We start from the raw sequence: 20,029 nt of genomic DNA, 5'->3' as shown, positions 1-20,029 counted from the left end.
AAATTATCCTTAAAGAAAGCTGTGTAAAATCAGACTGTGGCGTCGGCCGGCGCATCGCTCACAGAAAAGTGACTCAGGCTGTGCCCCATCCGCTGCCGCTTGGCATGCAGATAGGCCCGGTTGTGCGGATTAACGGGTGTTTCCAGACCGATTCTCTTGCGGACATGGAAACCACGCGCTTCCAGCGCCCGCACCTTATCGGGATTATTGGTCAGCAGATCGAGCTGCCCCACGCCCAGATCCCGCAGGATTCCGGCTGCCGCCGTCCAGTCCCGCACATCCGTGGCAAAGCCCAGCCGATGGTTGGCATCAACCGTATCCAGACCGGCATCCTGCAATTCATACGCGCGGATCTTGTTGACCAGACCGATACCCCGGCCTTCATGCCCACGCACATAAACCAGCACACCACAGTCCGCCTTGCCGATGGCTTTGAGCGCCGCATGCAGCTGCGTGCCGCAGTCACACCGCAAAGACCCCAGCGCATCGCCCGTCACACATTCGGAGTGCATGCGCACCAGGGGCACAGCACCGGCGGCGGCAGGATTGCCCTTAACCAGCGCCACATGCTCCACGCCTCGTGAATCCCGGAAGGCATGAATTGCCAGATCTTCCCCGCCATAGGCACTGGGCAGCGCTGCGGTGGCGAGATCCGCCATAGCTTCTTCTGCCACAGCCTCTGCATCTGACGTTTCATGATCATGCCCTGCCGGAGCCACAGCATTTTCCGTATCCGTCGTAAGCGGCGTCAGACCGTGGGCGCTGATCCATGTAACCAGCTCCGCGATGGAGATAATCGGCATGTCATGCTGCTGACCGTAAATTTCCAGCGCTGGACGGCGGGCCATGGTGCCGTCTTCATTCAGAATTTCACAGATCACCGCCGCAGGGCGGAGGCCCGCCAGACGCAACAGGTCAATAGAGCCTTCCGTATGCCCAATCCGCTCCAGAACCCCTCCGGGGGCGGCCCGCAGCGGGAAGATATGGCCGGGTGTTGCCAGATCCATGGGCTGTGCCGTCTCAGACGCCGCCACCTGAATGGTATGGGCGCGATCCGCGGCGGAAATGCCGGTTGTCACCCCTTCCCGCGCCTCAATAGACACTGTGAAGGCCGTGCCATGCCGGGCGGTGTTGTCCCGCACCATCATGGGCAGTTGCAGCTTGTCCACCTGTGCGGGGGTCAACGGCAGACAGACCAGCCCGCGGGCGTGAGTAATCATGAAGTTCATGGCGGCTGGCGTCATGAATTCCGCTGCCATCACGAGGTCACCCTCGTTTTCGCGGTCTTCATCATCCACCATAATCACCATGCGGCCCGCACGCAGAGCCTCTACAGCGCGGCGCATGGATTCAGACGGCTGAGCCGCCACGGGTGCGCCGTTTTTCACCGGTTCTGACATAGAACCTCCACATATTTGGCAATCACATCAACTTCCACATTCACCGCGTCACCCGGCTGGAGTTTGCCGAGGTTGGTGTGGGTCCATGTGTGCGGGATAATCATCAGCGCGATGCGGAACACATCGTCCTTCACCTCGCTGAGTTCATTCAGGGTCAGGCTGATGCCATCCAGCGTGATGGAGCCTTTTTCCACCATGTAGCGCCGCAGGCTGGCGGGCACTTCAAACATCACGCGGTATGCATCACCGGAGGGCGTGCTTTCTACAAAGCGGGCGGTGCCATCCACATGGCCCTGCACGATGTGGCCGGAGAGGCGAGTGGCCGGTGTTACGGCACGTTCCAGATTCACATGGCTTCCGGTCCGGAGCGCACCCAGCGTGGTGCGGTCCAGCGTCTCACTGCTGACAAAGAACTGCACCAGGCCGGTTTCGGACGGTGCCGTGGCGGTCAGACACACCCCGTTGACGGCAATGCTCTCCCCTTCAGCCACATCCCGCAGACCGGTTTCCACTTCCAGCATGACAGATTTGGCACCGGGTTCGACTTTAAGCACAGGGCCGAGTGATTCGATGATTCCGGAAAACATGGTTACTCCTCAGCGCACCGTGCCCACTCCGGAAACAGAGCAAGCGGCGTTGTTGCATGACGGGTTGTGACGGAAAAATGGTCTGCGCCCTGGGCATCCTGACGAATGGTCAGCCAGTCATCCCACAGGTTCTGCTCCCGCAGGGCGGCCAGCACAGTCGGGCCGGCTTCCACCATTGCCCAGAGAGAGGACGTTTCTGCCAGCAGAGCGGGAAGCTTTTGAATGTCCGGGCAGAACTGCACATCAAAGCGCGTACGGGCCTGCTCCAGCCAGTGCGTCGGCACATGGGCAGAGTGACCGCAGACCACCAGATCTCTGCGGCGGTCGGCATGGTCCTGCACATGCCGCACCGTAAAGGACGGGTTATCTGCCACCACCGTACCCGTGCCGGTTATAACCAGATCAGTCGCCCGACGCAGAGCATGAGCAAAGCGGAGCGACTCTGGGGTTGTGAAGGTTGTCTGCCCGGCAGGCGGCACCATGCTACCGTGCTGGTCCAGCGCCTGTTTGACCGTGATCCACGGCCGACCCTGCGTCATCCGCATGGCGAACGGGGCCAGCAGAGCACGACAGCGAGCGGCAAGGTCAGCACCATTCGGGCTTTCCGCCAGCCAGTGCACAGAAACACCAGCCTTTGCCAAAGCCGCTGCCCCGCCGCCAGCGACATGCGGGTTGGGGTCCGGGCAGCCGATCCAGACAGTCTGCACAGGAGACTCCAGCAGAGCTTCCGTGCAGGGGCGCGTACGACCTGTGTGATTGCAGGGTTCGAGCGTGACAACCGCCGTGTGCACACGGTCAAACACTCCGGCTCGCTTAGCCTGCTCCAGCGCCAGCCGTTCCGCATGTAACTGCCCGGCACGATGATGCGCCGCGACAATCAGCACCTCACCGGCCTCATCCAGCAGTGTGCAGCCTACGGCGGGATTAGGAGCCGTCTGGCCCACAAATCGCCATGCTTCTGCAACCGCCACCTCAAAGGCCTGCGCCACACAGTTCGGCATCATTTTTGAAGGGCCTTGCGTCACACCCTGCACCCATCTGCCAAAAACAAAACACCAGACAGACTCAGGGCAGATAGCAGGGAACACCCCTTACGCCTCCGCTTTAGACGCGAAGACCCAAAGGCCTGCACCGTTCTCTCTCATCCGGACTGTAACCGTCGGCTCCGGAATTACACCGGATCTGCTGACCCTGCCGAAGCAGGCGCTCGCGGGCTTATAACGGAAAACCGTTACTTACCGCCGGTAGGGACTTGCACCCTGCCCTGAGAACGTCACGGTCATACAAGAGATGACCGCACTTGTTATGATGGGGTGAATAAAGCCTGCTTGCAAGAGACAATGCATGCAAAGCAGGCCAAAGAATGCGTGAGGTCCGGGTTAAGCGCCGCGTTTTCAAAAAGCCCAGATCGCGTCACAACTGAACCAGAGCATATTATTGGTGCCGTTGTTCACGATAGGATTGGACACCGTGCCAGCCTGATTAAACGGGTGGGTGCTGTTGAGCGATTTATCCAGACGCATTTCCGGCCGGATGGTCAGAGCGCCAAGCCCAAGGCGCTTATTGATGAATTCCGGCTGGTAGGACACCCCGACCGTCAGTTCCCCATACGTGGTGGGAGGTGCTGCGTAATAGGGATAAGGCTCGTTGCTGAGGGACTTGGTATAGGACGTAAAGCTGGAATACTGCGCCGTCACCGCGCCCGTATTGTCACGGTAGATTTCGCCACGGGCATTCAGGGTCAGCCAGGGGCGGATAGCCCAGGCCAGATAGGATGAAACCCCATACACATCATCATGCGTCAGATCATCATGCAGATAGATGCCGTCCACCGTGACGGTCACCTTCTTGTTCACATGGTAGGCCGCCATGATGTTCCCGTTATACTGCATCTTCTCGTTCGCGAGGGGGCCCATCCCGGCACTTGACCATCCATCCGGGGACATGATGGCGCGCCCGTTATTGCCCTGCGGGCCAAAGTGGCCAATGGCATGCACATCCAGTTTGCCATCCAGAAGGTGATTAAACGCAAACCCGAAATAGCCTTTGGGCTTATTATTGTTTCCAGACCGCCCGAACGTGGTGGAATTGCCCGCATCCACACCCAGAATCCAGTCCATATGTTTTGTCAGATGCATGGTGGCAAGAATGCCAACTGTCTCAAACGGCACGATATAATCAGATGCGTAATTGAACGTGTAGAATGGCCGCGCCTGCGCAGGCGTGCCCTCTACCCCCATTATCCCGTACATCTGCCCCACCTGCACATCTATCCCGTGGCGGAACAGCCAGGGCAGATGCGCATCAAGATGCGCCTGCGTGGGTGCCCACTGATACAGGCTGTTCAGAGAGCCAGACCCCATCCCTATGGTCGGGTCAAACCGGGCGTCCGAACCATACATGGCCTCAAAAACAAAGCCGATGCCATAGCCGCCGCCCACACTGGTGACGGGATGAGAGAGGGACCCCATAATCTGGTTGAGCGTAAAAGTGTTGGCGCGGTCAGTATAATACTGCGCAAAGTTTCGGCCCGAGCGCGTCCACGGGTTACCGGAAATCCCGGCCTCAACGCTCAGGTGCCCTTCCAGACCATCCCAGTATGTCAGCTTATGCCCCGGTTTGGGATGAAACAGATTGCCAACATGCAGCTTTGGCATATCCGCCTGATCCGGCGTGATGGCAGGAACCACCAGTTGTCCATCCGATGGTGTACCAGCAGATTTTTCAGCTTGAGGAGGCTGCGCCACAGGCTTTTGCACGGCCCCCGGCTGCACCCGCTTTTTTGGCACAGACGCACGCCGCGAAAGAGGCTGCTCCGGCGATGCAGCCTGAGTGTTCGGGGAGAAAATCGCACAGCCCACCAGCAATAAAGAAGCCAGAGAAACCTGCTTCAGTCTGTTGTGCTTTGCCATCCGCCTCAATCCATTCCAGACACTATGGGGGTCACAAGACATGATCTGGCCGCTCTATTGAACCGGCTGTTTTCTGGACAGAGCCATGAACAGAACAGACAGCACCACCATGAACCCCAGATAAATGCAGAAAATCGTGGCATTGCAGGAGATGACCGCCACCAGAGCAATCACCGCCCCAACCAGCGCAATACCGGGCAGAACCGGGTAGAGGGGCGCACGATAGGAGCGATGCAGATCAGGCTCCGTGCGGCGCAAACGGAACAGGCTGACCATGCTCAGCACATACATGGTCAGCGCCCCGAAGACGGACATGGTAACCAGCGTTGCAGTGAGCGACTGCCCGTTAATGGAAATGAAATCGTCCGAAAAAATGGCAGCAATGCCGATCACGCCGCCAGCGATGGTCGCCATATACGGAGTCTGAAACCGGGGGTGCAACTGCCCCAGCACTTTGGGCAGGAAACCTGCACGGGCGAGTGCGAAAATCTGCCGGGCATAGCCCATGATAATCCCATGCAGGGACGCCACCAGACCAAACAGCCCAAGCCAGACCAGCATATGCAACCAGCCGCTATTGCTCCCTACCACACGCTTCATGGCCTGCGGCAGCGGATCATTCAGGTTGGCAAGGCTGTGCCAGTCCCCTACCCCGCCTGCAAACAGCATGACCCCAAAGGCGAGAGACACCAGCGTGAGCACCCCGGCAATATAGGCAATGGGAATAGCGCGCTTAGGATCTTTCGCCTCTTCCGCCGCCATGGCGACGCCTTCAATGGCAAGAAAGAACCAGATAGCAAACGGGATGGCCGCAAAAATGCCTCCCATAGCCTCCCAGCCAAAATGCGGGGCCGCACCCCAGCCATCATGCAGAAAATTCTGCCATGAAAAGGCCGGAGCAACGACACCCATAAACACCAGCAATTCGATAATGGCTGCAATGGTAATGAAGAGTTCAAAGGTTGCTGCGATATGCACGCCAACAATATTCAGCGCCATGAACACCAGATACGCGCCACAGGCTGCCACCTTTGGCGAAAGCCCGGGAAACTGCACATTCAGATACGCCCCAATGGCCAGTGCAATGGCAGGAGGTGCAAAAATGAACTCCACTAAAGTCGCCAGTCCTACAACCAGACCGCCCCAGCGGCCCAGCGCACGGGAACTGTAGGTAAACGGGCCACCGGCCTGTGGAATGGCGCAGGTGAGTTCCGTAAAACTGAAGATGAAGGCTGTATAAATCACTGCGACAAACACAGTGGCGACCAGAAAGCCCAGCGTGCCGGCCGTGGCCCAGCCATAACTCCAGCCAAAATATTCACCCGAAATCACCAGACCGACGGCAATGCCCCACAGGTGGAAGGCCCCCAGCGTTTTGTGCAGATTCGTCGGGCTCTGGCTCATGCGTGCGGGTCCTTTTCTATTGAAGGAAGGGAATGTTCAGGAAGGCTGCTGTCAGGGGCGGCATCTTTCAGCCCCACCCCCGTCAGCTTCAGGTGCATGGCTTCCTGCATCAGCCATGCCAGCTTGTCCGCCGCCACGGAGGTAGGCAGACCATGTTGATGGATATTGGAGAGACAATTCCGCGCGGAATCCGGGCAGCCAACGTAGGGCGCATACGTCAGGTAAACACCCATGCTATCGGCCACACTCAGGCCGGGGCGCTCGCCAATCATCATCACAACCATGCGCGCGCCCAGAGCCGAGGCAATCTCATCGCCCAGCGCCACCCGGCCCTGTGTGGCGATCACCAGTGGTGCAATACGCCAGCCTTTCAGCCGTGCCAGCATCGCCCGAAATAAGGGGATAGCCCCTTTCTGCGTTGCAATAGAGGAGAGGCCATCCGCCGCGACAAACACAACATCCCACTCGCCTTTTTGCAAAAAGGCCTGACTTTCCGGCGCAAGCCTACGGCCCAGATCAGGCCGGCGCAGATAGGTTGAGCGGTCCGCAGCGCGGCTCCGCACACACAGGCAGGAGATCCCGTTAAGTTCCTCCAGCATGGCCTGCACATCCAGCGGCGTATGCACGGCATCCCGCGCCTGCGCATGGGCGGCCTGAAACGTCAGCACATCCGTTGTGCGCTGCGCGTTACCACTGCGGCCCAGCCCGATCCGCGCACGCGTGAGAGACCGGAGGTCCTGCCAGACATCCGGCGCGCCATCTTTGTTTTTTGCAGGAGGAAGAGGGTTTTTGGTCATGGGTCAGCCAACCAGCTGCGCGAGGCGGGTCTGGTGCGGTGCAAGTTCCCGCATGCGGCCAGAGTGCGCGTCAAACAGCCCCATCTGCTCCAGCCATGCCGCAAATTCAGGCGCGGGGCGGAGGTTGAGCATGCTGCGCAAGGTCAGAATATCGTGGAAAGACAGGCTTTGATAATTGAGCATGATGTCATCCGCGCCCGGCACACCGATCAGGAAGGTAATGCCCGCAGCGCCCAGCAGCACCATCAGGTTGTCCATGTCATCCTGATCAGCTTCGGCGTGGTTGGTGTAGCAGGCGTCACACCCCATCGGCACACCCAGCAGCTTGGCGCAGAAATGATCTTCCAGCCCGGCGCGGATAATCTGCTTGCCGTCGTACAGATATTCCGGGCCGATAAAGCCGACGACCGTATTCACCAGCAAAGGCCGGAACGCACGGGCCACGGCATAGGCACGGGCTTCCACCGTCTGCTGGTCCAGCCCGTGATGCGCCTCAGCAGAGAGGGCCGCCCCCTGCCCGGTTTCAAAATACATGACGTTATCGCCCACCGTGCCGCGTTTGAGCGACAGGGCGGCCTCATGCGCTTCCTTCAAAATACCCAGCGTGACACCAAAGCCTTCATTGGCTTTCTGCGTGCCAGCAATGGACTGGAAGACCAGGTCCACCGCACCGCCTTTGTTCATGATCTCAAGCGTATTGGTCACATGAGTCAGCACACAGGTCTGGGTCGGGATGTCATACCGTCGGCGGGCATGGTCCAGCATATCCAGCAGGGCCAGACCGTTGGCGACGCTGTCCGTCGCGGGGTTGATGCCAATTACGGCATCCCCCATGCCATAGAGCAGTCCGTCCAGCGTGGAAGCAGCAATCCCCTTCAGGTCATCTGTCGGGTGGTTGGGTTGCAGGCGAGACGCCAGACAGCCTTCCAGACCAATGGTGTTGCGGAAGCGGGTCACCACACGCATTTTCCGGGCCGCACTCATCAGGTCCTGATTGCGCATGATTTTACTGACCGCCGCTGCCATTTCCGGCGTAAAGCCCGGCGCTGCGGCTGTCAGGGCTGCTGGCGTAGCCTCATGCGACAGCAGCCAGTCCCGCAGGTCCCCCACCGTCATAGATGCAAACGGGGCAAATGCCGCCGTATCGTGCGTATCCATAATCAGACGGGTGACGTCATCGGCCTCGTAGGGAATCAGTTCAGTCCGCACAAAAAGGTCGAGCGGCACATCCGCCAGCGCATAGCGGGCAGCAATACGCTGCGCATCAGACGTAGCGGACAGGCCGGCCAGCTCATCCCCGGAACGCAAGGGAGAGGCTGCGGCCATCAGGGCCTTCAAATCATCAAAGACATAGCGTTCACCGCCAAGACTGTACTGAAAGCCCATGCCAGCATGCCTCCCGAGACTCTGCGGAAATCCGCCAGAAACAAACCGGGACTCGGTATCCTGCCCCGTTATTTCTGTTTCGTTCGATACTGAAATGATACGCGTTCCGGGGGCTGGCTGACTTGACGGATACCAACAAACTTTTGACACTTTACAACGTTCAAAATGGTAAACACCGCCACTCTTGCATTGAGGACACCATGCCCCGCTTTCCCGGCACAGGAGAAAACGCCAGCGTTCTCGCCGCCGCCGCGTGGGGAGTAGAGCGCTTCATGCAGGACCGTGGCGGGGACATTGACCGCATTGCGGGACGTGCGGGCCTCTCCACCCGCCAGTTTTCTCTGCCGACCGATGCGCTGGATCTGGGGGCCTATTGCCGCCTGTTTCAGGAAGCCGCAGCCGACACACAGGATGGCAATATCGGCCTCTGGTTTGGCCAGCAGTTTGACCCGCGCAAGCTGGGGCTGATCGGCTATGTCGCCCTTCTCTCCCCCACGGTGTCAGATGCCCTGCACAATCTGGCCTCGCATTTCGGCTATCATCAGGCTCGCACAGAAACCCGATTTGTGCAGCAAGGGGACCTGCTTCGGCTGGATTATGCCATTCGGGACCCGGCCATTCTCACCCGGCGACACGATGCAGAACTCACCATGGGGATGTTCTGCAACATTCTGCGCCATGCGCTGGGGCCGGACTGGGCACCGGAAGAAGTGCATTTTGAACACAGCCAGCCAGAGCAGGCGGAAGAACATCGGCAGGCGTTTCAGGCGGAGATCCGTTTTCAATGCCCGACCAATGCTCTGGTGTTCCGCAAAACAGGGCTGGACCGCCCCATGCCGGATGCAGACCCGATCATGCTGGAGGTCATCCGCTCCTCCCTCATTTCTCTTTCCCGCAGCAGGCCGGATCTCGCCGCCCCGCAACTCTCCCTGAAAGAACAGGTGGTTCAGTACATCCGGGCCGCCCTTGAAGACGGACATATCGAATTCCCCGATATCGCCGCCCGGATGAACCTGCCGCCCTGGACCCTGCAACGCAGGCTGGCGCAGCTCAATCTGTCCTATTCTGCTCTGCTGGAAGAAACCCGATACGCCGAAGCGCTCCGCTATCTGGCCATTCCCACGCATGACATCAGCGAAATTGCCCGTAGGCTGGCTTATACGGAAACCAGTGCTTTTAGCCGGGCTTTCCGAAAATGGAGTAGCATGTCGCCCCGCGCATGGCGGCAACAGACCCGGGGGGATTTCACTCCCTGAGTTGGAGATGACATCTCGAAAACGGTTCTTATCGTGCCCCGGCGTGGATGGCATGGTGCCCTGACGACTTCACAAACGCGCCGCCAACACGGCACATCCCGATAAGGAAAGAGAGAATGTCCGACGTTCTTGTTGTTTATCATTCCGGCTATGGTCACACGCGCAAGGTTGCGGAGCATGTGGCACAGGGTGCAAATGCGACCCTCATCACCATTGATGAAAACGGCAATATCCCGGAAGATGCATGGGACAAGCTGAACGCCGCCAAAGCCATTATTTTCGGCGCGCCGACCTACATGGGCAATGCCAGCTGGCAGTTCAAAAAATTTGCTGATGCCACCTCGAAAATCTGGTTTACCCGCGGATGGGAAAACAAGATTTTCGGCGGCTTTACCAATAGCGCCAGCCTGAATGGCGATAAATCCGTGACGCTGGAATGGCTGAACACGCTGGCCTCCCAGCATGGGGGCATCTGGGTCAGCCTTGGCCTTGCCCCGGCCAACACCAAAGCCGCGAAGCGCACGGACATCAACAACCTTGGCGGGTCCGTTGGCCTGCTGGTGCAAAGCCCGGCTGATGCCAGCGTGGATGAAATTCCGCAGGGCGATCTGGACACAGCGACTCTGTATGGCAAACGCGTAGCTGATATCGCTGCCCGTTTTTCTGCGGCGTAACGCATTACTGCTTTAATCTAATGATGTGGCTTCAGGGGCTGCTCACAGCCGACCCTGAAGCCCTTGCCTGTTTCCCCGGCCCGGATCTTTCAGGAGACTGCATGGCAGGGCTGCCATAAGCTGGCCGCAGATTGACCGGAGCCAGAAAAGAATGGACAAGCTGCGGTCAGAAAATTCATACCAGTTCAGACAACACGATGAAGGCGGAAACGTAATGACTGTAGGAAAAAAAGTAGCCTTGGTTGTACTGGTCGCATTCACGCTGTCTGGCTGCAAAAACTTCTATCACAGCAGCTGCCCCGGCTTTTCAGGCGAAAACCCTGAGGCCCGCGATGGCATCAAATCCGTTATCCAGACCTGCAACTAAGTTCCGTTACGGTTGAGTTCTGACAGCTCTATAAAGAATAAACGCTCTACAGGCTTATACAAACTGCCTGTAGAGAATACTTACAGAACTCTATATTAAAAAAATAGAGATAAGCTAAAGCGGCATCTAAGATTGGGATTGTGTAATTGTCTCAATAAGGTGTTGACCTGCATGAGCCAGAGATTCGGCTGATTGATACAACTTATCACCGCGCTCGACAGCTTTCTGAGCGACGCCGAAAGTTGAGAGAAGCTTTTGATAAATAGACCTACTCTCTTTCTTTTTCGTAGTTTCCTGTGTGGGAATTAGCCGATCAGCTTGGTGAGCCGTGAGTGTCACGCTCCCAAGTTTTTCAAGAGTATCCTGAACATTTAGGCATTCTGGATGTTCCAAATAAAGTATGATTTGATTGATTTGACGTTTCAGACGGAATTTAAGCTCGTGAGACAATGGAGAATCGTCAAGAAGCGACAAAACCTCTCCTAATCCCGTTACTATAGCTGAAATATCTTCTTCTGAAAAGCGGCTCTCAGGAAATTCGGATTCAATATTGGCACCAAGGAGACCCAAATGGCCACACATAGTTTCACTGCATTGCGCGCGATAGCCAGATGCATTTTGATTTAGTTTAGAAATATTTGTGAATATCTCACAATTACTTAATAATTGAATAGAGGACTGCCTGCGACTTTCATTAAAACGAGACCCTGAACGTATCTGGGATTTAAGCAACTCTATATCGCTTGCAACATCTCGAATGCGATCAAAAAGATAAAAATCTCCCCGAGAATTATCGCTATCAAACATTTGCCTCCACATTTGTAAAATAGAGACATTCTGAGATGCGTTTATCGGAAGAAATTTTCTCAACTCATTAAACGTATCTTCCAATCTTTCTGCTACGTTTGTTTTTTCTGGGTTACCACTATACATTTTAAAAAGCATCCTTATTAATGATATATACGTCGTAATATTTTCTTTAAAAAATCGTCGATAGAATCTCAAGAGCAATGCAGAGCCATAATAAACGCATTTGTTGTTGAATTGCTGCTTTTGTTGTTAGCAATTAACTATGAGAAAAACCTATACATGCAACCGCAATTGTCTGCGATTTTTTAAGAAAAACTGTGTACCCAGTAGTTTATATTTTTTTCTCTGGCGGAGAGGGAGGGATTCGAACCCTCGGTACGATTGCTCGCACAACGGTTTTCGAGACCGCCCCGTTCGACCGCTCCGGCACCTCTCCGTTGGCCCGGCTTATAAGCAGGGTTTTTATGGCGCGCAAGCAGAGATCCCCGGCTTTAGCAAGTTCTTGTTGACGAGCGGGGGAGACTCCCCGTAAAAAGCCGCACCACTCCACACAGATGGAGCCATGCCGCCAATGCGGCCAAGGAACAAAAAGCGACCAGACCCTTCGCCTGCGCCTGTGCCGCGGAAGGTCAAGAGATCGGAAAGAGAGACAGGTTTTATGTTCGCAGTTATCCGCACCGGCGGCAAGCAGTATCGGGTTGAGCCCAACATGGTGCTCAAGGTTGAAAAGCTGGAAACCGAAGCTGGCGCTACCATCACCTTTGATGAAGTTCTTGCCGTAGGTGGCGAAGGCACCACCACCATTGGCGCCCCCACCGTTGCTGGCGCAAAGGTGACGGCAACCGTCATCGCTCAGGACCGCCTCAAGAAGGTCATCATCTTCAAGAAGCGCCGCCGGCAGAACAGCCGCCGCAAGAATGGCCACCGCCAGCCGGTTACCGTTCTGCGCATTCAAGAGATTAACGCCGCCTGAGCCCAACTGGGTTCGGCTGGTAAGACCAAGGAGGACTTAGGTCATGGCACAAAAAAAAGCAGGCGGTTCATCCCGTAACGGGCGCGACAGCGCCGGACGCCGTCTTGGCGTCAAAAAATTTGGTGGCGAACAGGTTATCGCTGGCAACATCATCATCCGCCAGCGCGGCACGAAGATGAAGCCGGGCGCTAACGTTGGTGTTGGTCGCGACCACACCATCTTCGCTCTGGTTGACGGCAGCGTTCGCTTTGAGCGTCGCGCCGAAGGCCGCGTGCACGTTTCCGTGGACGCGCTGCCGGCAGCTGCTGAATAAGTATTCGGTAAGCTCCACCACGCGTTTTTCCCGTGGCCGGAATGGCAAGGGGCCGGTCCTCACAGGATCGGCCCCTTTTCATGTTCAGGCGTTGAAAGTATCCCATGAAGTTTCTTGATCAGGCAAAAATCTACGTCCGCTCCGGCGATGGCGGAGATGGTGTCACCGCCTTCCGCCGGGAAAAATATATTGAATTCGGCGGCCCGGATGGCGGGAATGGCGGCCGTGGTGGCGATATCATTTTTGAAGCCGTCCCTAACCTCAACACCCTGATCGACTTCCGGTACACCCAGCATTTCCGCGCCCGTAAGGGCGGTAACGGAGCCGGGTCTGACCGCACGGGGGCTGCTGCGCAGAACGTGGTCATCAAGGTGCCGATCGGCACCCAGATTTTTGATGATGACCGGGAAACCCTGCTGGCGGATCTGGATGAAGCCGGAAAGACCATCACCCTTTGCCGGGGTGGTGACGGCGGCTTTGGGAACGCGAATTACAAAAGCAGCACCAACCGCGCCCCGCGCCGGTCCGACAAGGGCTGGCCGGGTGAAGAGCGCTGGGTCTGGCTGCGTCTGAAGCTGATTGCCGATGTTGGTCTGGTCGGCCTCCCCAACGCCGGGAAGTCTACATTCCTGTCGGTTGTGTCCGCCGCACGTCCTAAAATTGCAGATTATCCCTTCACCACCCTGCACCCTCAACTGGGGGTTGTGCGCCTGTCCATGACAGAAGAGTTTGTGGTGGCGGATATTCCGGGGCTGATTGAAGGCGCGCATGAAGGCACCGGTCTGGGTGACCGTTTTCTGGGCCATGTGGAACGCTGCGCCGTTCTGCTGCATCTGATTGATGGCGCTGCGGGTGACGTCGTAGATGCCTGGCGCACCATCCGGCACGAGCTGGATGCCTATGGCGGTGGTCTGGCCGACAAGCCGGAAATTATCGCCCTGAACAAGAATGATGCCATGACCCCGCGGGAAGCCTCTGCCCGCAAACGCGCGCTGGAAAAAGCCAGTGGCGCCCCGGTCATGCTGATTTCCGCCGCCACGCGGCAGGGTGTTCCGGAACTGCTCCGGGCCATTCAGACACAGGTCACAACCATCCGTAAGGATGAAGAAGACCCCGCTTAAGCCTGCAAGCCCCTCCGGGGGCCACGACAAAGAATGGATTGTTTTCCATGACCGGACGCCCCACCAGCCCTTCCCTTTCTTCCGCCCGTCGGCTTGTTATCAAGATCGGCAGCGCGCTGGTGGTGGACCCGGATAAAGCAGCTCCACGGCAGGCCTGGCTGGCCAGTGTAGCGGAGGACATCGCCCAGCTCCGGCAGCAGGGCACAGACGTAACCGTCGTCTCCTCCGGGGCCATTGCTCTGGCCCGCCATACGCTGGGATTAACAAACCGCACCCTCCGCCTGCCGGAAAAACAGGCCGCTGCCGCCGTAGGCCAGATCAGTCTGGCGCAGGCATGGAGCCATGCCCTTTCCACACAAGGCCTGACGGCGGCTCAGCTTTTGCTGACACCGGAAGACACAGAAGACCGCCAGCGTTACCTGAACGCGCGCGCCACGCTGGATACGTTGCTGGGTCTGGGCTGTGTGCCAGTTATCAACGAGAACGACACCATCGCCACGGCAGAAATCCGTTTTGGCGATAATGACCGCCTTGCCGCGCGTGTCGCCCAGATGACCGATGCGGATCAGCTCATTCTGCTGTCCGATATTGACGGCCTGTACACAGCAGACCCCCGCACAAACCCGGATGCCCAGCATCTGCCGGTCATTGAGGCATTGACCCCAGAAATTGAAGCCATGGGAGGCGAACCACCGCCGGGCTATTCTTCCGGCGGCATGCGGACCAAACTTCTGGCGGCGGGCATTGCTACGCGCTCCGGCTGCGCCATGGCCATTGCTCTTGGCAAGCAGAACCACCCGCTGCGCGCCCTGCTGGAAGGCGCACGCTGCTCATGGTTCCTGCCGCAGGCCTGTGCACAGACAGCCCGTAAACAATGGATTGCCGGAAGCCTGACACCTGCGGGTGAAATCATGATTGATGACGGAGCGGCAGATGCCCTGCGGCATGGTGGCTCCCTGCTGCCCGCAGGTGTGCTGGGCGTCAAAGGAGACTTCACTCAGGGCGATCTGGTTGTGGTTGTGGATAATGATGGCCGCGTTCTGGCGCGAGGCCTGTCCTCTTACGATGCCGATGATGCCCGCCAGATTGCGGGACATCGCTCTTCAGAAGTCTCTGAAATTCTGGGCTGGCAGGGACGGGACGAGATCATCCACAGAGACGACCTCGTTATGGCCTGAAGGAGGGGGCATCCCCTCCGGTTTTTTAGAAATCAGCAGGCTTACGGGACGGCCAGTTCAGTACAGGCTCAGCCCGGCCTGTGTCTTCATCGTAAGACCGGTTGACCCGCGGTTCTGCCGGCTGTTCTGCATTCCGTAAAAAATCAGGCCGATACGGCGGCTGATCAGCATCAGGCGCACGGTAACGGCGCATGGTATCCGCCAGCGGCTCCTTGCGCCCGGACGCATCTTTCTGCGGCTCATGCCAGGGCATGACCCGGCGGGCAGAACCCTCCCGCGGCTCCGGCTCCAGATTAGGAGCCGGCGGGGCCTCGCGGCGCGCTTCATACGCGTCGGAAACCTTGGGGGTGCGCAGCGGCGTCAGCACAGGGGCGGACAGAATGGGAGAGGGGCGGGTTGGTTCCGGCGGACGGATTTCCTCCACCTGCACACCCTCCGGCACGGATGGACGGCTCAGAGCCTCATCCACGGCCGAACGCGTGCCCTGCCCCTGCCCTGCCGCCAGACGCATGGCCAGCGCCCGCACCTCGGCCTGCATTTCCTGAATTTGCAGCTCCAGCTCCGCCAGCCGGCCTTTTACGCCAAAGACAGCAAAAGGCATCATCAGGAACGCAAGCCCAAAGACGATAACAACCGCTATCACCAAAAGCTGCGCCCAGAGCGGCATCCAGTCTGGAAACACTACAGACATCATTTCCTACAGACCCCACATGTCAGGTTTCCATGCCGTGCCAGCGGCCTCCCTTGCGGCAACCCGCTGCCCGGCACGGCCTTCATTACATTCCAAGGGCGCGACGATAGATATCAAGCAGGGTTTCCTGCTCTTCCACTTCACTCGGCTCCTGCTTGCGCAGGCGGATGATCTGCCGAATGACCTTGACATCAAACCCGGCGGACTTGGCTTCGGTAAAGATATCCTTGATATCGCCTGCAAGCGCCTTGCGCTCTTCTTCCAGACGCTCGACCCGCTCGATGATGCTTCTCAGCCGGTCAGCGGCAATGCCACCCACAGCGGCATCGTCACCACCGGAAAATCCTTCGGTATCCATGCTCCAGTTCCCCCGTTTACAGACCGTGTTCAGGGCACGACTGCGGCAGGCCTTTCGCCCGCCACGCCCGAACACCAAAGGCGCGGGCTTATCGCGAGCCGCCCGCGCGGTCAATTACCTTGACAGCCAGAAGCCTTATGGACAAACCGTCTGCCACAACGCTTTCCCGGCTGCCCCGTTCTCAATGCACACTCAGGGGGAAGAAAGTCTTTGTTTGGGGCTTTTCAAGGGCACCCACGATCTTGCGGGAGTACTATGGCCATGGCGCACATTAATCGGATTGACCCTTTCGATTTCATTATTTTCGGCGCCACGGGCGATCTGACAATGCGCAAGCTGCTGCCTGCGTTTTTACAGCGGTTCCATGCGCAGGAATTTCAGGATGATGCGCGCATTATCTGCGTGGCACGCTCCGCCCATTCCACCGATCAGTACCGCGAACAGGTGCGCAACGCCCTCCGGGAATTTGCCCCCACCGCCGCGCGGGATGCGGAAACGCTGAACAAGTTTCTTGCTCTGGTGCAGTATGTTGCTCTGGACGCTACAAAAGAAGGCAGTGACTGGAGCGGACTGGAAGAGCATCTGAGTGATGCGCAGCGGACGCGAGTCTTCTATCTGGCCACCAGTCCCGCCCTGTATGCCCCGCTCTGCGCTGCCCTTGCGGACCATTCCCTGATTACGCCCATCACGCGTGTGGTGCTGGAAAAGCCCATTGGCGTCAGCATGCAAACCGCGGCGGAAATTAATGACGGCGTGGGACGCTTCTTCCCTGAAGAATCGATCTACCGGATTGATCATTATCTGGGGAAAGAAGGGGTTCAGAACATTCTGGCCCTGCGCTTTGCCAACCCGGCACTGGAAAAGCTCTGGTCTTCCGACGCAATTGCTCACGTGCAGATTACGGCGGCTGAGACGGTCGGCGTCGGCAAGCGCGGACCTTATTATGACGAATCCGGCGCACTGCGTGACATGGTGCAGAACCACCTGCTGCAGGTGTTGTGCATGGTGGCAATGGATGCCCCGGCCTCGTTGCAGGCCGATGACCTGCGGAACGAAAAGCTGAAGGTGCTGAACGCCCTGCGCCCGATGACGCCGGATATGGTGCGCCATAACGTCATTCGCGGGCAGTATACTGCCGGCCGTATTGATAGCCAGGACGTGCCCAGCTACGCGGAGGATCTGGGGCAGGACCGCGCCAGCAATACGGAAACCTTTGTCGCCATCCGCGCAAAAATCCGCTCTGCGCGCTGGGGCAATACCCCGTTCTACCTGCGCACCGGTAAGCGACTGGCCGCCAAGACCACGGAAATTGTGCTGCAGTTCCGCCCGCAGATGTGGCCGATTTTCACCAACACACCTTCTCCGGGGCGGCTGGTCATTCGTATTGCGCCCAAGGAAGGCCTCTCACTGGTTCTTGCGACCAAGGACCCCGGCGCAGGCGGTTTCCGGGTGCGGAATGCGGCTCTTGATATGTCGTATGAAAATCAGTTCACCATCGAGTATCACGATTCCTACGAGCGCCTGCTTCTGGACGCCGTACGCGGCAACCCGGCCCTGTTCATCCGCCGGGATGAAGTGGAAGCCTCCTGGCGCTGGATTGAACCGATTCTGGACTCCTGGCGTCACGCCCTCTCGCCGCTGGAACCCTATCCGGCTGGCAGCTGGGGTCCTGCCTCAACCCGCGCCCTGCTGGCGCGAGATGGTGCCCTCTGGCATGAAGATATGCTGACATGAGCCTAAAACCCTCCCCCCTGTCCCAGCGCGGCCCGTTCCGCAAACGTACCTTGCGCCAGCATGTTCTGCGCCGTCTGGCGCTGGTCGTGCCCATTTCCGTGCTGATGATTGTGCTGGCCAAAACCGGGGTGATCGACACCCTGACAGACCGCTACACCTTCCGGCCAGAAAGCTGGTTTGATGATACCGCGCTGGTGCGCCACCTGCGAGTGGTGGTGACGCATAACGGCATGACAAACATCAAACCGGACTGCCTGCTGTTTGTGGTGAACGGGAATGACCCGCCAACGGGCTCCCGCATTGACGTGATGCAAAAAACCTCTGGCTCCTGCCCCGGCCCCAAAGGTGAACTGCCTAAGCTGTTCACCCTGCGGATTGACCGGATGAACCACGTCATCATGTCGGATCAGGGTTCCCCGACGCTGTTCCACCCGATGCCTTAAGGGCCTTTTGAGGCAAAGGCCTTTCGTAAGGCCCGGCCACCAAACCGCAGTGCGGCCTTACCCTGAGGCATGAGGGCGTAAAAGTTCAGGAAGCCATGCACCGCGCCGCGATAGCATTTATACTGCACGGGCACGCCCGCCTGCTGTAGAGCCTGCGCGTAGGCCATGCCTTCATCCCGCATCGGGTCACATTCCGCCGTAACAATCACGGCAGGCGGCAGGCCCGACAGATTGGGATTAAGGCCTGGTACAAAACGCGGCGCAGTCCAGTCTTCCTCGCGCGCTATATACTGATCCCCATACCACTGCATGGAGGCGCGGGAGAGGAAATACCCCTCCGCATACAGGTCATGTGACGGGAAAACCTGCGCCCCATACAGTGAGGGATAATAGAGCAGCTGCAACGCCGGAACCGGCCCGTGCCCCGCTGCGCCATCCTGCGCCAGAACAGCAGCCAGATTTCCCCCCGCACTATCCCCCGCCACAGCGATCTTGCCGCCCCAGAAGCGGGCAGAAACAGCGGCGAGCCAGCGCAAGGCGGCCTGACTATCATCCGCCGCAGCAGGATAAGGATGCTCCGGTGCAAGCCGATAATCGGGCAACAGCACCGCCGCACCGGAAACCCGCGCCAGACGGCAGCACATGCCGTGATGCGAATTCAGCCCGCAATGCACAAAACCACCACCATGGAGAAACAGGACAGCGCCCCTCACCCGCCCGTAAGGCAGATAAAGCCGCGCCCGCATGGGGCCGGCTGCACCGGGCACGGAAATGGACAGAACTTTTTTGACCCCCAGAGCCGAAAGGCGCGTTGGGAATGAGGGCGTATCCATCGCTTTGCGCAGCACGGCCAGAAATTCGGCGCGTTCTGCGGCTGCATCCCGAAGAGTGGCCGCCACAGGCTGAAATTTTTGGGACGGTCCGGCTTTACTACGCGCCCCCTGCCAGCGGATCCACCCCAACAGAAGGCGGGAGTAGAAATTGGGACGAGCGGGAATGCCCTGAGCGGTCTCAGGCTCTGCGGAAACTCTCATAGCATCAGCATACTGCATTCTTGCGCCATGCCGAGACGATTCCGTCACGCTTGCCCCTTGACCTGCTGTGCAGCCCGACGCAGGGTGGCGCCGCCAGACGGTCGGACGGTCGCTGTTCTGCATACTGTGCAGGAGGGAGGAAAGTCCGGGCTCCACGGGAGAACGGTGCCAGCTAACAGCTGGCGAGGGTGACCTTAGGGAAAGTGCCACAGAAAACAAACCGCCTTCCGGGCGATGATCCATGGGAAACCATGGGACAAAGCTGAAGGTAAGGGTGAAACGGTGCGGTAAGAGCGCACCGCTCCTCTGGTAACAGAGGAGGCAGGGTAAACCCCACCGGGAGCAAGACCGAATAGGAGCGGCGGAAACCTGCAAGGGTTTCAGGGGTTCTCCCGCCCCGCTGCTCGGGTTGGTTGCGTGAGGCATGTCGCGAGGCGTGTCCCAGACGAATGACCGTCCAGGCTCTTCGGAGCTGGACAGAACCCGGCTTACAGACCGTCTGGCATTTTCTGTTTCTGCCTCATTTCATTACGCTCCCCACGGCGTTCTGCCGATATCTGCACGTATATGCAGAACATTTGAAGAACATGG

The 20,029-nt window shown here is 58.3% G+C and carries 20 protein-coding genes, 1 tRNA gene, 1 other RNA gene and 1 riboswitch; of the genes, 10 read left to right on the top strand and 12 right to left on the bottom strand.

The genetic code is table 11. The features are described from left to right. Positions 1–29: 29 nt before the first annotated feature. The 7 genes from ribB to HK23_RS10875 form a co-directional block, all read right to left on the bottom strand. A complete protein-coding gene (gene ribB / locus HK23_RS10905; RefSeq protein WP_086653976.1) occupies positions 30–1,400 on the bottom strand; it encodes a 3,4-dihydroxy-2-butanone-4-phosphate synthase in 1,371 nt (456 codons plus the stop codon). Beyond that, complete coding sequence (locus tag HK23_RS10900) at positions 1,385–1,987, bottom strand: riboflavin synthase (protein WP_086653975.1); 603 nt, start codon at positions 1,985–1,987, stop codon at positions 1,385–1,387. Before HK23_RS10900 ends, ribB begins: the two co-directional genes overlap by 16 nt. Before the next feature lie 2 nt (positions 1,988–1,989). Next, on the bottom strand, positions 1,990–2,988 hold the full coding sequence (gene ribD / locus HK23_RS10895) for a bifunctional diaminohydroxyphosphoribosylaminopyrimidine deaminase/5-amino-6-(5-phosphoribosylamino)uracil reductase RibD (protein ID WP_086653988.1): 999 nt from the start codon (positions 2,986–2,988) through the stop codon (positions 1,990–1,992). Positions 2,989–3,116: 128 nt separating this feature from the next. Next, positions 3,117–3,263, bottom strand: a riboswitch (FMN riboswitch). Positions 3,264–3,381: 118 nt separating this feature from the next. Next, positions 3,382–4,899: an outer membrane beta-barrel protein gene (locus HK23_RS10890; protein WP_179193880.1), complete on the bottom strand. Its 1,518-nt coding sequence runs from the start codon at positions 4,897–4,899 to the stop codon at positions 3,382–3,384. A gap of 54 nt (positions 4,900–4,953) precedes the next feature. Continuing rightward, positions 4,954–6,303, bottom strand: a complete 1,350-nt coding sequence (gene eat, locus HK23_RS10885; protein ID WP_086653974.1) for an ethanolamine permease — start codon at positions 6,301–6,303, stop codon at positions 4,954–4,956. Then, the gene (gene eutC / locus HK23_RS10880; protein ID WP_086653973.1) at positions 6,300–7,100 is read right to left on the bottom strand and encodes an ethanolamine ammonia-lyase subunit EutC; all 801 of its coding nucleotides are present in this window, start codon (positions 7,098–7,100) and stop codon (positions 6,300–6,302) included. The genes eat and eutC overlap by 4 nt, the downstream gene beginning before the upstream one ends. Before the next feature lie 3 nt (positions 7,101–7,103). Continuing rightward, a complete protein-coding gene (locus HK23_RS10875; protein ID WP_086653972.1) occupies positions 7,104–8,486 on the bottom strand; it encodes an ethanolamine ammonia-lyase subunit EutB in 1,383 nt (460 codons plus the stop codon). Between the two features lie 200 nt (positions 8,487–8,686). Here HK23_RS10875 and qhpR point away from each other — a divergent pair, with 200 nt between their 5' ends. From qhpR to HK23_RS10860, 3 genes are all read left to right on the top strand, one after another. Next, positions 8,687–9,742 carry an AraC-like transcriptional regulator QhpR gene (qhpR, locus tag HK23_RS10870; protein ID WP_086653971.1) on the top strand — a complete coding sequence of 352 codons (1,056 nt, stop codon included), beginning with the start codon at positions 8,687–8,689 and terminating at the stop codon, positions 9,740–9,742. Between the two features lie 116 nt (positions 9,743–9,858). Then, complete coding sequence (locus tag HK23_RS10865) at positions 9,859–10,416, top strand: flavodoxin family protein (RefSeq protein ID WP_086653970.1); 558 nt, start codon at positions 9,859–9,861, stop codon at positions 10,414–10,416. A gap of 151 nt (positions 10,417–10,567) precedes the next feature. After that, the gene (locus tag HK23_RS10860; RefSeq protein ID WP_063908515.1) at positions 10,568–10,783 is read left to right on the top strand and encodes a hypothetical protein; all 216 of its coding nucleotides are present in this window, start codon (positions 10,568–10,570) and stop codon (positions 10,781–10,783) included. A gap of 126 nt (positions 10,784–10,909) precedes the next feature. On the opposite strand, the gene HK23_RS14375 is transcribed toward HK23_RS10860, so the two are convergent. Next, the gene (locus HK23_RS14375; protein ID WP_143217555.1) at positions 10,910–11,716 is read right to left on the bottom strand and encodes a hypothetical protein; all 807 of its coding nucleotides are present in this window, start codon (positions 11,714–11,716) and stop codon (positions 10,910–10,912) included. A 223-nt stretch (positions 11,717–11,939) separates the two neighbouring features. Then, positions 11,940–12,029: transfer RNA gene (locus HK23_RS10855), tRNA-Ser, on the bottom strand. 222 nt (positions 12,030–12,251) lie between these two features. Between HK23_RS10855 and rplU the strand changes: the two genes are divergently transcribed. The 4 genes from rplU (at position 12,252) to proB (ending at position 15,178) form a co-directional block, all read left to right on the top strand. Further along, a complete protein-coding gene (rplU, locus tag HK23_RS10850; protein WP_006559166.1) occupies positions 12,252–12,566 on the top strand; it encodes a 50S ribosomal protein L21 in 315 nt (104 codons plus the stop codon). Between the two features lie 43 nt (positions 12,567–12,609). Then, a complete protein-coding gene (rpmA, locus tag HK23_RS10845) occupies positions 12,610–12,879 on the top strand; it encodes a 50S ribosomal protein L27 (protein WP_043553668.1) in 270 nt (89 codons plus the stop codon). Positions 12,880–12,983: 104 nt separating this feature from the next. Then, positions 12,984–14,000 (top strand): GTPase ObgE, encoded by a 1,017-nt coding sequence (obgE, locus tag HK23_RS10840; RefSeq protein WP_063908514.1) that lies wholly within the window; start codon positions 12,984–12,986, stop codon positions 13,998–14,000. Between the two features lie 47 nt (positions 14,001–14,047). Further along, on the top strand, positions 14,048–15,178 hold the full coding sequence (gene proB / locus HK23_RS10835; RefSeq protein ID WP_086653969.1) for a glutamate 5-kinase: 1,131 nt from the start codon (positions 14,048–14,050) through the stop codon (positions 15,176–15,178). 25 nt (positions 15,179–15,203) lie between these two features. Here proB and HK23_RS10830 read toward each other — a convergent pair whose 3' ends face one another. Together HK23_RS10830 and HK23_RS10825 are read right to left on the bottom strand one after the other, a co-directional pair. After that, positions 15,204–15,872, bottom strand: a complete 669-nt coding sequence (locus tag HK23_RS10830) for a LapA family protein (protein WP_086653968.1) — start codon at positions 15,870–15,872, stop codon at positions 15,204–15,206. A gap of 82 nt (positions 15,873–15,954) precedes the next feature. Next, positions 15,955–16,227, bottom strand: coding sequence for a DUF2312 domain-containing protein (locus tag HK23_RS10825; RefSeq protein ID WP_025825221.1), 273 nt, complete (start codon positions 16,225–16,227; stop codon positions 15,955–15,957). A 261-nt stretch (positions 16,228–16,488) separates the two neighbouring features. Here HK23_RS10825 and zwf point away from each other — a divergent pair, with 261 nt between their 5' ends. Both zwf and HK23_RS10815 read left to right on the top strand, forming a co-directional pair. Next, positions 16,489–17,961 (top strand): glucose-6-phosphate dehydrogenase, encoded by a 1,473-nt coding sequence (gene zwf, locus HK23_RS10820; RefSeq protein WP_086653986.1) that lies wholly within the window; start codon positions 16,489–16,491, stop codon positions 17,959–17,961. After that, complete coding sequence (locus tag HK23_RS10815) at positions 17,958–18,404, top strand: hypothetical protein (RefSeq protein WP_086653967.1); 447 nt, start codon at positions 17,958–17,960, stop codon at positions 18,402–18,404. The genes zwf and HK23_RS10815 overlap by 4 nt, the downstream gene beginning before the upstream one ends. On the opposite strand, the gene HK23_RS10810 is transcribed toward HK23_RS10815, so the two are convergent. Continuing rightward, positions 18,401–19,438 carry an alpha/beta hydrolase gene (locus HK23_RS10810; RefSeq protein WP_179193879.1) on the bottom strand — a complete coding sequence of 346 codons (1,038 nt, stop codon included), beginning with the start codon at positions 19,436–19,438 and terminating at the stop codon, positions 18,401–18,403. The genes HK23_RS10815 and HK23_RS10810 overlap by 4 nt on opposite strands. Positions 19,439–19,531: 93 nt before the next feature. On the opposite strand from HK23_RS10810, the gene rnpB reads away from it, so the two are divergent. Beyond that, positions 19,532–19,945, top strand: an RNA gene (rnpB, locus tag HK23_RS10805) — RNase P RNA component class A. Positions 19,946–20,029: the final 84 nt, after the last annotated feature.

The organism is Acetobacter malorum (genome assembly GCF_002153605.1).
In the GTDB taxonomy this organism is placed as follows: Bacteria; Pseudomonadota; Alphaproteobacteria; order Acetobacterales; family Acetobacteraceae; genus Acetobacter; species Acetobacter malorum_A.
Note: the sequence above shows the minus strand (reverse complement) of the source record. Positions and strands in the feature narration are given on the sequence as shown.